Source organism: Thalassotalea sp. PLHSN55, assembly GCF_052030545.1.
Classification (GTDB): Bacteria; Pseudomonadota; Gammaproteobacteria; order Enterobacterales; family Alteromonadaceae; genus CANMXU01.
On sequence record NZ_JBPDIH010000001.1, the window covers coordinates 32,933 to 45,835 of the forward strand.

Consider the following 12,903-nt stretch of genomic DNA (forward strand, 5'->3'; position numbering starts at 1 on the left):
GTTGTTGTTGCTAAGCAATAACAGCCTTATTTTAAATTTATTACTTTAAGTTTGTACAAAAAAACAATAATGTAAACGCAGTAGGAGATAACGATAATGATAAAAAAAATACCTTACGCTCGATCTTTATTAGCACTTGCACTAACGACAACAGCGAGTGCTGCAATGGCAACAATTGACTATCATCGTGTAACTTGGGACTCTGATCCTTCACACAATGCAGTTATTGCCTATTCACAAACAAGCGGTTCAAAAGACACTTATGTCACCTACGGTTTTACCACCAATGAAAATAATTGGCAGGATGCACAAGTTGACAATACACAAACCTTTGACGGTTCATTAAAAAGCCACTTTGTACGTTTAACCGGGCTGCCGGCAAATTCACCTGTCTATTATCGTGTTTGTGAAAATGGCACTTGTGGCGACCGTTTATGGTTTAAAACCGCGCCAGATGATGATACGCCATTTGTGATGATCGCTGGTGGTGATACTCGTTCAGGTTGGGAAACTCGCCGAAAAGGTAATGAGTTACTGGCTAAAATAAGACCTTTATTTATTATGCATGGTGGTGACTTTACCGACGCTAATAATACCTCGCAAATGAAGCAGTACTTAGAAGATTTTAAAACAACTTACTCAAGCGACACTATCGACGGCGTTGCTTATAAACGCGTCTACCCATTAGTGCCCACTTTAGGTAACCATGAAGATGACGATTATCGCACACTATGTCGTGTATTTGGTGTCGATTTCGACGGTGATGGCAATTGTACGACTGATGATACTTACGGCGCATTTAACGTTGGCTCGTTATTGCGTGTTTATACACTTAACTCTCAATATCAAGAAAGTGGTTGGTCTACAGAAGGTACTGAACAAAAGAATTGGTTGAAAAATGACTTAGAATCTAATGGCAGCAGCGCAAGCTGGCGTTTTGCCCAATATCACAAACCGTTTTTTCCGCATTTATCAAGTAAAGATGAAAATCCACAGCTATTTTCATGGTGGGCAAATACCTTTTACGACAATGGTATGAACTTGGTGATTGAGTCTGATACTCACTTAAATAAAGTGACTGAAGCGGTTAAACCTAGTGGTAACTCTTTTGTTGTAACCACTAATGGCGGTACCGTATTTGCTGGTGAAGGTAGCTGGGGCGCCAATGCCCGTTCAGCAAATAAAACTTACGCCTGGACACTGGATGCGGCCAGCATTCAGCAATTTAAAGTGATCACCGTTGCTACTGATAAAGTTGAAATGCGAACCGCGCAGTTTGACGCAGGCGCTAGTACAATTAGTGCGTCAGAGCGCGCTGCTAATACAACACTATTGCCAACGGGCGTTAATTGGTGGAGTGCTAATGGTATTGGTGATGTCCTTACATTAACGCAAAGTGGTAGTGGTTTATCGATTATCAGTGAAGGTGACGGCGGCTCTGGCGGCGGTGGTGGAACTACCCCAGCAGGTGACGTTGAACTAAATGCGTCAGCTGATACTTTCATTTCACAAAACCTGCCAGGTCAAAACTTTGATGATCATGTTGATCAACTACTTGCTGATAAAGGCGATGGCACTTATGGCGACTTGCATGCCCTTATTGCTTGGAATTTAGGTAGTGTTGACAGTTGTAATCAAGTGACAGCGGCAAGCATTAATGTGCAAGTGACTAACAATTCAACAGGCACTTATAATATTCATTCAGGTAAATACAGTTGGACTGAAGGTGATGCAACTTGGAACAGTCTTTCAGGTAGTGCTCAGCAAGATATTTTAATGTCTTCTTTCATTCCTGAAACTACCGGCAGTCGTTCGATTACTTTAGACAGTGCAGGTATTGCGGTGGTTCAGAGTTGGATTGATGGTGGTGATAATAACGGTGTGATTATTTCATCAGGCGGCACTAATAATGGTTTTGATATGAATGATCGTGAAAATGGTCCTGCAGCAAAACTTATCTTAGATCTTGATGACAGTGGTTGTGGTGGTGGCGGCACGCCATCTGATGGCGAACTATTTAGCGATGACTTTGAAAGTGGCACATTAACGACAGGTAACTGGAGTAACGCTGGCACTGGCGCAACAGAAATAGCAACCGCTGCCTCAAATGGCGGAACTTATGGCGTCCGCGTTAAAAAAGGTGCGGTGTTAAGTAAAACATTGTCAACGCAAGGTTATGAGAACATTAGCTTAAGCTATGATCGAGCAACTGTTGGTTTTGCCGGCAGTGAAAACTTGACGGTACAATGGTCGGTTGATGGTAGTAATTGGACCACACTTGAAACTACGCAAGATACGAGCTGGGCATCTAAGCAGTTTACCTTACCGTCGTCAGCTAACGATCAAGGGCAATTGACGATACAGTTTGCCACCAATGGTAACCTTAACGTTGAAAAAGCGTATATCGACAATGTCGTTATCAATGCGAGCACCGCTGGTGAAGAGCCATCACCTGAGCCAAGTGATTTTGTTGAAAACCCAAGCTTTGAGCAAAATACTTTTTGGTCATATTATTTAGCTAGTCGGGTAAATAATAATGCCAATACCGGCAGTTATGCGGGACAGGTCAATGAAGGCGGCGACATTAAAGCAACGATCACCGGGTTGACGCCTAATACTACTTATACGTTAAGTTCGGCCGTTAAAACGACTGGTAGAGTGGGGCTTTATGTAAAAGACTTTGGCGGCACTAAGTTAAGCTCTATTTCAACGAGTAGTAACTATGCCAACAAGTCGGTAACGTTTACCACAGGTGCAAGTAATACGTCTGCAGTGATTTATGTCTACAGTATTGTTGGCACAAGTTATATGGACGACGTTAGTGTAGTCGCTAACTAGAGCGTGTTGAACTTTCAAGTTTGTTTTTGCAGCAGTTTGTTGGGTATTTATACAAGGCGGTGCTTTTGATGTGTGGTTATTCCACATGATAAAGCACCAACACCGTATAAATGACAACAAACGCTGTCCGAAGGATTCGGCTAAAAGCTTTTTACTCTTTGTTGCCTACATGGATGTAGGTACTTAGGTTACGTTTGGAACTAGTAACCTGTGTGAGGTGTTTTGCTTAGATGACTAGGCAACAAACCTCACGCCGCGATTAAAACGCTTTTATCTCGAACAAAATTCAAACAGCAAAGATCAACATGCTCTAGTTCAAAGGACGTTAAAAGGGTTTCATATTGAAGCCCTTTTTTTAACGCTAAAATTGCATTCATCCAATATTTTTGTCCCGTTAATTTTTATAAGTAGAAGTAAAACAGATGAAAAAAAGCTTTTCTTGGGTATTTATGCATACCTTGTTGATCACTATTGTTGTGATTAATTTACTTACTGGATTTCGTATCGCATCAAGCCACAGAGCCGAAGTTTTGCCATGGTCGGCATTGTTACCACAAGGAAGTCTTCATGGGCTGCATTTTATTCTAGGCTTTACCTTGCTAGCGTTAATGCTAAGTTATGTCGTTTACCAACTGATTTTTTTAAAAAGACTTGAGCACAATACTAAGTCTCGAAAACGCAGTGCTTATTATCAACTCATTATTTATCTAGGTTATATTAGCTTAAGCCTGCTGGCGATTACGGGATTAGGGCTTTATTTTAATTTGGGGTTCGCTGATGTCTTACTCGATTTTCACTATTTTATCGCCCTTGTTGTTTTGCTATATATTCCGTTGCATGCCGGTAGCTACTTTATTCAGTACGGCAATAAGTTACTGATTGCCACATTTAAATTTACACCGAATAAAGCGAAGAATAATACCGTTTTTGTTAGCTTTTTTCTGGTAACATTTGGCTTGCTTTATTATTTGTTTCCTCATAATGCACCGACCAAGTTAACCGTTCACTCAATTGATTTATCAACAAAAATCGCCATAGATGGCATTGCCAACGAAGATGTTTGGGCCGATATTGAACCTTTGCATATAAAAACATTTGGCGGGGCAAACTTTGTTAATGGTGCCAGTGACGTGGCGATTAAAGTGGTTGAAAATGGCATTGAAGCTTTTTTTAATATTAGCTGGCAAGACAGTAGCGAAAGTTATACCCATTTACCACTGAAGAAAACGGAGTCTGGCTGGAAAGTGCTAGAAAATGGCTTTTATCGCAACGACGAACAAACCTATTATGAAGATAAATTTGCTGTGATTTTATCAAATAATTGCGCTTTTTCTGCCAGTAATACCGCGCACCTTGGTCCGAAACCTTTAGCCGATAAACCCAGTAATTGGCATGGTAAAGGTTACCATTACACCACAGACAATAGCATTGTCGATTTATGGCAATGGAAAGCGGTGCGCACCAATGACATGATGTTGATGGATGATAATTATATCGGAGCACCAGATAAAGCCTTAGCGGGCAAAAGGCGCTATACCGCCGGTTATAAAACTGATGGTAAACGCTCTGGCGCCTATGTAATGAACTGGCTCTGGTATACGCCAAATGGTGTCACGCCAAAACGTTTGCCAATGACTTATGACGATAATAAATTAGCGCAAACTCATATCGACAAAAGCTGGCTGCTGCCTTGGTACGATGCAAAGCCTTATTCAGTTGAACAAGATACTTTAGCCATTGGCAGTATTTTACCTTCAGTTTTACATCTTTCTAATAGTTTTGAGGGCGATAGAGCAGATGTTCGGGCTTTTGCGACTTATCAGAATGGTCGTTGGTCAATGGAGTTAAGCCGTAAATTAACCACCGGTTCTCAATATGATATTGCTTTAGAAAATGACGTTTGTTTGTGGGTGGCGGCATTTGACCATAGCCAAACGGCGCACACCCGTCATGCGCGTCCACTGCAACTAGCCTTTAACAAGGGAAAAAGCGATGATTAAAAGAGCTGCCTTAATACTGCTAATGATTGTTTTTTTGGTCTACTTCAGTCGTGAGCAATTAACCGATCCCCAGCCGCAAACGAGCCACTGGGTAAAAATAAATGCCTTAGGTCAACCAATAGCTAATTGGAGCGGACCTTGGGCGTGTGTATTAGATACTAACACTGGGCTAGTTTGGGAAAATAAGAACGACAGTGAAGGCATACACGATGGTTATTGGACCTATTCGTGGTTTGATGTCACAGCTAATAATGGCCAAGGGCTGGGTGTTGAAAACTGGGGGGATTGTTTATTTGAAAAAGATCGTTGCGACAGCCAAGATCTGATCAAACGCATGAATCAAGAAAAAACCTGCGGATTAACGCAATGGCGTTTACCAACAGCTAAAGAGTTGGCGACACTGGTGATCGATTATCAGCAAGCCGGCGAGCCGGTTATCGATATGCAATTTTTCCCGCAAACTAAACGTGGTGACTATTGGACAGCAGATGCGCAGCAACCGCTAACGGGCTTTTATCAGTACTTAGGGCAAGGGGCGGTTGCGGTTAATTTTATTACCGGAGAGCAAGTTGTTACCCCTTATCGAAATGCAGCATTTGTTCGCTTAGTGTCGAGTGAAAAATTGCCGTAAATTAGCATTGATTAATGAGTTTCGACTTATTGAAGTCGCAACTCATCGAGTGTTGCTTAGTGCTTACTTACCCTTATCGCTATCTAGCGTGCTACTTGGTTTCAACCCTTTGCCAAACTTCAACAATTTTCTCTGAATAAATGTACCACTTGTCTTGTTCAATTTTAAAAGTAAATGCGGCTGATTTACCTATTTCGCCGGTTTGATGGTGCACAATAAAATGTTCAATATAGTTATTATTTTCAACGGTATACGTGCCCATATGAGCCCCAAAAATGGCTTTGTTTGGGTTTTGGGTCAGAATCGAATAGTAACCATCTTTTAAAATTTTGAATGATTTAAATGTTGGCACGGTTTGCAAATTAATGATTGGACCATTGTCTTCATACTGGTGCTGGGCTGAGACTAGTTGCCATACACCTTCTAACGAAGCGTCGTGCGCATAAGATTTTAATGCCAATGTGGCACTAAATAATATTAATACGAGTTGTTTTACAGACATAATCAACCTCTAACAAGAGAAAAAACTACTGAAGGTAAGTGCTAAGCAAAACGAGATTGTTGACCGTTTTGCTTAGCCATATGAAGCTAAACTGGAAAGGAAAAGCTGATTACTTGCTGTGTATCGGTGCGTTGCCGATCATGCTTAAACGCTTTAGTAAACCTTCAACCGAAGTTGAACCTTTGCTGCCCCAAATTTTCTCTGCTAATACGGCTTTGGCTTCAACAGACTTTCCTTCGAACCATTGATCTGATTTGTCTAATGCGCCATCAGACCAAATACTGACTTTATAGCCCAGCACATTGTCATGTTTAACGGTTTGCCAGCTTTCATAAATATTTTCGAGATCAACAATGCCGTATCCCTCGTCATTCTCTAAACCTGGGCTAACATAAAGCTGGCTTTCAGGAGTTAATACCACTTGATAGCCGTCTTTAATAATTTGCTCTTGTCTTGGTAAATTCCAAACATCAATGACAATATCTTTTGCAGGTTGCAGCGTGGTTTCATTGGCACCAAAACGCCACCAATTCCATATTTTGGTCTGCTTGCCGTGTGATTTCACTAATTCATTTGCTTCATTTAACCATTCAATAAAAATATCGCCGGGCTTGCCATAGCCTCGCTCTTTCATTGCGGCCATTAATTCAGGGCATTGATATTTTTCTGGATCGTATTGGTATTCATCGCCACCGATATGGAAGTAAGGTCCGTCAAATAGTGGAATAAATTCATTAAGTAAGGCGTTTATCCAATCACGATTTTTTTGTTTAGTAATGTCGATTGTCCACGCTTTATTTTGCGCATTGGCTTCATCACCTTGCCACTTTTTAGCAAAGCGCATCGACTTACAGGTAAAAGCAAGATCAGGATTGAAGTCTGTCATAAAGGTTGCGTGTGCAGGTAAATCAATCTCAGGCACAATAGTAATATGGTATTTTTTGGCAAGATCTTGCAAATGGCGAATATCTTCTTTGCTGTAGGCTTCTTCTGACGCTAGATTTGGGTAGGTATCACTTTCCAAGCGAAAGCCTAGCCAGTCAGTAAAATGCAAATGCAAGGTGTTTAGTTTATGCCACGCCATGTTACGTAAGACAAATTCTAAATACTCCATTTCAAAATAGCGTCGACCTAAATCAATCATTATTGAACGTACTTTATAATCAGGCGCATCGAGGCCGTTACCTTTTGGTAGCGTTAGTCTATCGGCGCTAGTTTTAACCATTTGTAATAGGGTTTGTGTGCCATAAAAAATACCTGTGCTTGTAGGAGCTGTGATCACCACATGACTATCTATGCTTAGCGCATAGGCTTCAGAGTTTTTGGCTGTAGAATTTTGCTCAAGCTTTAAAATAATGCTGCCACGCTTTGCTTTAGCAGTGGTTGTTATTGGTAGATCTAAACCTGAAATAAACTTAAGATCTTGTTGTAATAACGTTGCTGCATCTGAAAGGCTTTTGTTTGTTGTTGAGCTGATCACAATTTGGCTTTGCTGGCTAAGTACCAACTCACCTTTATTTTCTTGCCACTGTTTAATTGCAGGTAAACTTACTTGCTGTGCAAGCGCCTCAATAGAATAAAAGCCATTGCAGATAAGTACTGTTAATAGAAATATTATTATTTTCATCTCTTTTTCCATTCTCCTTGATTGATATAGCCACAGGCATATACCGAACATGTATCTTGATTAAACTTGATTGTGTAAAACACGTACTTCAGTGCACAGCAAAGTATTAATTCGTATTGAGTCAGTAGCCTTTTAGCTAGCGCCAACTTATCGCCTCACATCATCTTTAATAGCAATTTCAATTGATAATAATCGCTTAGCTTTAACCATGTTGCAGACAAGACGGTAAGTCTATAGATTTACTTTACTGCAAAATTTAGTGACTAACAATTAGTTTTGTAACTTATTTGCCTTTCATTTTCTTTTGTTTTGTGTTTTTTAAAATATACAAACCGAGTTAAAAACATTTTTATTGCTATATTTAGCGCTTTTTCAAAACAATTTGATAGTAGTAACCTTGCCTTAAAATTTATTTAATTAAGTTTATTAATGTATTAGCTATATTAACCTTTCACATGGCTTACCAAGTTAATTGATAGTGTGAAGGTAAAATAACGGTATTGATTTTTAGCTTAAAACCGTTGAAATAGTTACCTTTAATGTTTTCATTAGTTTGTGTTTATTACTGTTTAGTAGAGTGGTTTACCATTTTTATTGCCTTACGGCATGCTTTGTTGAATTAAATAAAGCTTGTGAAAATAATTTGAAAGCTTTCGAAAGTTGCGTTATACTTTTTCTTGTTTTGGATAACATTAAAAGATTTGGAGTGAGTTATGAATCAAATTCAAGCCGTTATAGCAGCGAATAGAAACGGTGAAGCTAAAGGCATATACGCAGTGTGTTCAGCGCACCCTTTAGTTCTTGAAGCGGCAATTGAACAAGCAAAACAAGACAACAGCCTTGTGTTAATTGAAGCGACTGCAAATCAAGTCAATCAATTTGGTGGCTACACAGGTATGAAGCCGGCTGATTTTTTAGCGTTTATTGGCGAAATTGCCGATAAGCTTGATTACCCAAGAAGCCACATTATCTCAGGTGGCGATCATTTAGGCCCAGTATGCTGGGTTGATGAGCCGGCAGAGCAGGCAATGGTAAAAGCAGCAGATTTAATCGCCAGTTATGTTGCTGCAGGTTTTAAAAAAATACATTTAGATACCAGTATGGCATGCGCTGATGATCCAACCGAAGTACCTGATGAAGTTGTCGCAAATCGCGCTGCCGAGCTCTGTTTAGTGGCTGAGCAAACGGCAATTAAAACCTTTGGTCAATCAGATTTAGTGTACGTAGTTGGCACCGAAGTGCCGCCACCAGGTGGTGCAAGTGAAGCGATTGAAGCGCTAGAATTAACGCCAGTTAGCCGAGTACAACAAACATTACAATTACATCAAAGTGCATTCCAAGCGCTAGGCTTAACAGATGCTTGGTCGCGTGTTATTGGCTTGGTGGTTCAACCGGGCGTTGAGTTTGACCACACTAGCATTATTGACTATCAGTCAGATAAAGCGGCCGAGCTAAAAGCATCGATTCAAACGTTTCCTAATATTGCTTTTGAAGCGCATTCTACCGATTATCAAAATGAACAAGCGTATATCGATTTAGTTAACGATCATTTTGCTATTTTAAAAGTAGGACCACAGTTAACCTTAGCGTTACGTGAAGCCTTATTTGCCCTAAGTTACATCGAGCAGGAAATTATTCCGCTTGAACAACAGTCTTTTTTACGTGAAGTTTGCGAGCAAGAAATGCTTGAACTACCCAAAAACTGGCAGCGTTTTTATCCTGTGCCTGCAAGTCAAGGGACCTTTTATCGTCGTTACAGTTATAGCGATCGCATTCGCTATTATTGGAATTTGCCACGTATCGAAGCGGCGGTTCAATGCATGTTTAAAAACTTAAATGAAGCGGGTATTCCATTGCCGCTAATTAGTCAGTTTTTACCTGAACAATACCGAGAAATTCGTAACAACCGATTAGCACTAACGGCGCAAGCGTTAGTGAAAGCGAAAGTGAAACAAGTTACCGAAGTATATGCCCAAGCCTGCTGGAAGCAGAAGTAGTTAATTTATTAAAAGTAAAGGATTTTTTATGTCAGATTATTTAACCTATAGCGAAGAATTCCTAAAAGCTAATAACGGATATTGGACCGCTAGAGAAATATGCCAGCAACCGCGTGTGTGGCGAGAAGCTGCGCAACATATTGAAGAAATACGTGCTAATTTACATGACTGGTTAACGCCAATTTTAGCCAAAAACGAGTTAAGAATTATTTTAACTGGCGCGGGTACGTCGGCCTATGTTGGTGAATCAATCGCACCTTATTTATCTAGACAATTAAATAGACAAGTTGAAGCAATAAGTACCACTGATATTGTGAGTAATCCACGCGAATATCTTTTAAAAGACAAACCGACACTCATCGTTTCATACGGGCGTTCAGGTAATAGCCCTGAAAGTGTGGCAGCGGTAAAGCTTGTTGATCAAGTCGTCGATAATTGCTTTCATTTAGTCCTTACCTGTAACCCTGAAGGGCATCTTGCCACTAATGCGCAGCAACAAAGTAATGCTTATTCGATATTAATGCCAGAAGGCACGCTTGATCAAAGCTTTGCGATGACCAGCAGTTTCAGCTCTATGTTAGTAAGTACCCTTTGCATATTTTCTGCTGAAGCCAAACAATTAGAAAAAGCAGCAGCAGCAGCAGAACATTTTCTAGCACAAGGTATTGCCAATGTTAAATCTCAAGCATTAGCAAATATTGATCGCTTAGTCTTTTTAGGGGCAGGCGGCTTACAAGGTATTGCTAAAGAAGCGGCATTAAAAGTATTAGAACTCACCGCTGGAAAAGTTATCAGTTATTATGAAAGCCCGCTCGGTTTTAGACATGGGCCCAAGTCGTTAGTTGACAGCAGTACGGAAATCATCTTTTTTTCATCTACTAATGCCTATACCAAACAATATGATCAAGACTTATTAGCTGAATTAATTCGCGATCAACAAGCGGCTAACATTATTAAATTAGATGGTAGTAGCTTTGGTGGTTTTACAGATTTAGATGACGTGTGGGCAGGTTTACCATATATTGTTTACTGTCAGGTATTTTCTTTCTTCAAATCGATAAATGCTAACATCACACCAGATAATCCATGCCCAACAGGTGAGGTTAATCGTGTGGTTCAAGGTGTTACTTTATACCCATTAGAGGACAAATAAAGGGCGATATTATGTCTGCAAATAGCAAGAATACATCGGTTACTTACGGGTTAGACATTGGTGGCACTAAGATAGAAATAGGTTTGTTTGATCATCAATTTGAACTTATGGACAGTTGGCGAGTATCAACGCCAACTCACGATTATAATGAGTTTTTGCAAGCAATTGCCGATCTTATATTTGAAGCCGATAAGCGCACGGGACAACAAGGCTCGATAGGCATAGGAATGCCCGGAATTTTAGACAAAAACGCCTTAGTTAAATCAGCTAATGTGCACTGCGCTACGGGCAAACCGATAGTAACAGATTTAGAAATGCTGCTAGGGCGTAGTGTAGCTGTCGCAAATGATTGTCGATTGTTTGCTTTGTCTGAAAGCTGTGGCGGCGCAGGTGATAAACATCCTATCGTATACGGCGCAATTATCGGTACGGGTGCCGGCGGCGGCTTGTGTTTGCACAATAAACTTTATCAAAGCAGCAATAATATTGCTGGTGAATATGGCCATTTACCCGCGTCAGGGCATTTACTGGCAAAATACAATTTACCTGTGCGTGAATGTGGTTGTGGTTTAACTGGCTGTAGCGAGGCGTATATTGCCGGACCAGGTTTAGGTTGGTTGTACAATCATTTTGGTAGCGGCACTTTCAGTACCATTCAATTTGTCTGTGATTTACGTGATAAAAACCCCATTGCGCTTAAAACATTTGCTTGTTACATGGAGTTTTTGGGCTCAGCATTTAGTACATTAGTATTATCGTATGATCCCGATGTTATTGTTGTTGGTGGCGGTTTATCAAAAATTGAAGAAATTATTGATGCGCTGCCAAATGCAATTAATGCCCATTTATTTGATGGCGTTGAATCTCCTGTGATCTCATCTGCGGTATTCGGTGACTCGAGTGGCGTAAGAGGCGCAGCTATTTTAGGAAGACAACATGCAGATAACCGCTGATTATTACCTACATGCTAAACAGATCTATACCGAACATGGTATTGAAACTGAAAAATTTGTGCTGATACAAAATGGCAAAATAGCTGAGCTCACTGAGCACGCAAGTGCTGGTATTCCTATTGTTGATTTAGGCAATGCCAGTATATTACCTGGCTTTTTAGATTTGCATATTCATGGCCGTGAAGGCTGCGATATTATGGACGCTAAACGTGAATCTATTGACACAATTTCTAATTCGCTAGCAAAGCATGGTGTGGTTGGTTTTTTGGCAACGACGGTTACCTCAACTTGGGAAAATACCTTAGCAGCATTTTCAACGATTGGTGAAGCCTATCAAAATCAGCCAGAGGGCGCACAAGTACTTGGCGCGTATAACGAAGGTTTATTTTTTACCGAAGATCATAAAGGTGCCCATGACGAAAAATACTTCTTGCCACTGACCCTTGCCAATATCGACGCGATTATTGACGCATCACAGGGGGCGTTGAAGGTTATGGCACTTGCGCCAGAGTTGCCTAACTCTGATGACATTATTCGTTATCTGGTCACTAAAAACATTAAGCCTATGCTTGGGCATACTAACGCAAACTATCAACAAACTTGCGATGCATTGCATGCTGGTGCTTGTGGTGGTGTTCATGTCTTTAATGGTATGAAAGGCATTCATCATCGAGATCCCGGTACTGCCGGTGCGGTACTACTTGATAAAAATGCTTATGTTGAAGTTATCGCTGACGGTGTTCACCTTCATCCTGCCATCTTAGATATGATCTATCGCTTAAAAGGGGATAAAAAAATGGGGCTGATAAGCGATTGTATTGTCGCTGGCGGCCTGAGCGACGGCACATATCGGTTAGGAATGCTCGATGTTGAAGTGGTTGACGGCATTGCCAGAACGCAAAGTGGCTCCTTAGCTGGCAGCACACTAACGCTTGAAAAGGCTATTGTGAACCTAATTAAACTTGCCAATATTCCGCCACTTGAAGCGGTACACATGGCAAGTTTAATACCGGCTAGCTTCCTTGGTGTCGATGATTCATTAGGTAGTATCGCCCTCGGTAAACGCGCCTGTTTTGCGATTGTTGATGACGACTTTACCAATCAAGCGACGATTATAGACGGCAATTTAGTGTTTGCTGACGCTAAAACGTCAAAAAAGTTTTCACAACTTAGCCAATAAAGGCGATAAAACCCATAAAGTT

9 protein-coding genes are annotated in these 12,903 nt (G+C 40.7%); 7 read left to right on the forward strand and 2 right to left on the reverse strand.

Translation table 11 applies throughout. From position 1 onward, the window contains the following. Window positions 1-96 precede the first annotated feature (96 nt). The 3 genes from ACRRSQ_RS00170 to ACRRSQ_RS00180 all read left to right on the forward strand — a co-directional run bounded on the left by ACRRSQ_RS00170 (window position 97) and on the right by ACRRSQ_RS00180 (window position 5,469). Window positions 97-2,838 (forward strand): metallophosphoesterase, encoded by a 2,742-nt coding sequence (locus ACRRSQ_RS00170; protein ID WP_440873667.1) that lies wholly within the window; start codon window positions 97-99, stop codon window positions 2,836-2,838. Between the two features lie 422 nt (window positions 2,839-3,260). Beyond that, the gene (locus ACRRSQ_RS00175; RefSeq protein ID WP_440873668.1) at window positions 3,261-4,838 is read left to right on the forward strand and encodes an ethylbenzene dehydrogenase-related protein; all 1,578 of its coding nucleotides are present in this window, start codon (window positions 3,261-3,263) and stop codon (window positions 4,836-4,838) included. Beyond that, window positions 4,831-5,469, forward strand: a complete 639-nt coding sequence (locus tag ACRRSQ_RS00180) for a DUF1566 domain-containing protein (RefSeq protein ID WP_440873669.1) — start codon at window positions 4,831-4,833, stop codon at window positions 5,467-5,469. Before ACRRSQ_RS00175 ends, ACRRSQ_RS00180 begins: the two co-directional genes overlap by 8 nt. A gap of 91 nt (window positions 5,470-5,560) precedes the next feature. Here ACRRSQ_RS00180 and ACRRSQ_RS00185 read toward each other — a convergent pair whose 3' ends face one another. Together ACRRSQ_RS00185 and ACRRSQ_RS00190 are read right to left on the reverse strand one after the other, a co-directional pair. Then, complete coding sequence (locus ACRRSQ_RS00185) at window positions 5,561-5,971, reverse strand: hypothetical protein (RefSeq protein WP_440873670.1); 411 nt, start codon at window positions 5,969-5,971, stop codon at window positions 5,561-5,563. Between the two features lie 109 nt (window positions 5,972-6,080). Then, window positions 6,081-7,598, reverse strand: coding sequence for a family 20 glycosylhydrolase (locus ACRRSQ_RS00190; RefSeq protein WP_440873671.1), 1,518 nt, complete (start codon window positions 7,596-7,598; stop codon window positions 6,081-6,083). A 713-nt stretch (window positions 7,599-8,311) separates the two neighbouring features. On the opposite strand from ACRRSQ_RS00190, the gene ACRRSQ_RS00195 reads away from it, so the two are divergent. The 4 genes from ACRRSQ_RS00195 to nagA are packed head-to-tail and all read left to right on the forward strand — an operon-like array spanning window position 8,312 to window position 12,881. Further along, entirely contained in the window at window positions 8,312-9,595 is a 1,284-nt protein-coding gene (locus tag ACRRSQ_RS00195) for a D-tagatose-bisphosphate aldolase, class II, non-catalytic subunit (protein WP_440873672.1), read from the forward strand. 28 nt (window positions 9,596-9,623) lie between these two features. Beyond that, the gene (locus ACRRSQ_RS00200) at window positions 9,624-10,748 is read left to right on the forward strand and encodes an SIS domain-containing protein (RefSeq protein ID WP_440873673.1); all 1,125 of its coding nucleotides are present in this window, start codon (window positions 9,624-9,626) and stop codon (window positions 10,746-10,748) included. An 11-nt stretch (window positions 10,749-10,759) separates the two neighbouring features. Then, on the forward strand, window positions 10,760-11,701 hold the full coding sequence (locus ACRRSQ_RS00205; protein WP_440873674.1) for an ROK family protein: 942 nt from the start codon (window positions 10,760-10,762) through the stop codon (window positions 11,699-11,701). After that, window positions 11,685-12,881, forward strand: coding sequence for an N-acetylglucosamine-6-phosphate deacetylase (nagA, locus tag ACRRSQ_RS00210; protein WP_440873675.1), 1,197 nt, complete (start codon window positions 11,685-11,687; stop codon window positions 12,879-12,881). Before ACRRSQ_RS00205 ends, nagA begins: the two co-directional genes overlap by 17 nt. Window positions 12,882-12,903 lie beyond the last annotated feature (22 nt).

Excerpts from the sequence above, each read along its gene's own strand:
- ACRRSQ_RS00170 (WP_440873667.1), top strand. The coding sequence starts at position 97 with ATGATAAAAAAAATACCTTACGCTCGATCTTTATTAGCACTTGCACTA.
- ACRRSQ_RS00175 (WP_440873668.1), top strand. The coding sequence starts at position 3,261 with ATGAAAAAAAGCTTTTCTTGGGTATTTATGCATACCTTGTTGATCACT.
- ACRRSQ_RS00180 (WP_440873669.1), top strand. The coding sequence starts at position 4,831 with ATGATTAAAAGAGCTGCCTTAATACTGCTAATGATTGTTTTTTTGGTC.
- ACRRSQ_RS00185 (WP_440873670.1), bottom strand. The coding sequence starts at position 5,971 with ATGTCTGTAAAACAACTCGTATTAATATTATTTAGTGCCACATTGGCA.
- ACRRSQ_RS00190 (WP_440873671.1), bottom strand. The coding sequence starts at position 7,598 with ATGAAAATAATAATATTTCTATTAACAGTACTTATCTGCAATGGCTTT.
- ACRRSQ_RS00195 (WP_440873672.1), top strand. The coding sequence starts at position 8,312 with ATGAATCAAATTCAAGCCGTTATAGCAGCGAATAGAAACGGTGAAGCT.
- ACRRSQ_RS00200 (WP_440873673.1), top strand. The coding sequence starts at position 9,624 with ATGTCAGATTATTTAACCTATAGCGAAGAATTCCTAAAAGCTAATAAC.
- ACRRSQ_RS00205 (WP_440873674.1), top strand. The coding sequence starts at position 10,760 with ATGTCTGCAAATAGCAAGAATACATCGGTTACTTACGGGTTAGACATT.
- nagA (WP_440873675.1), top strand. The coding sequence starts at position 11,685 with ATGCAGATAACCGCTGATTATTACCTACATGCTAAACAGATCTATACC.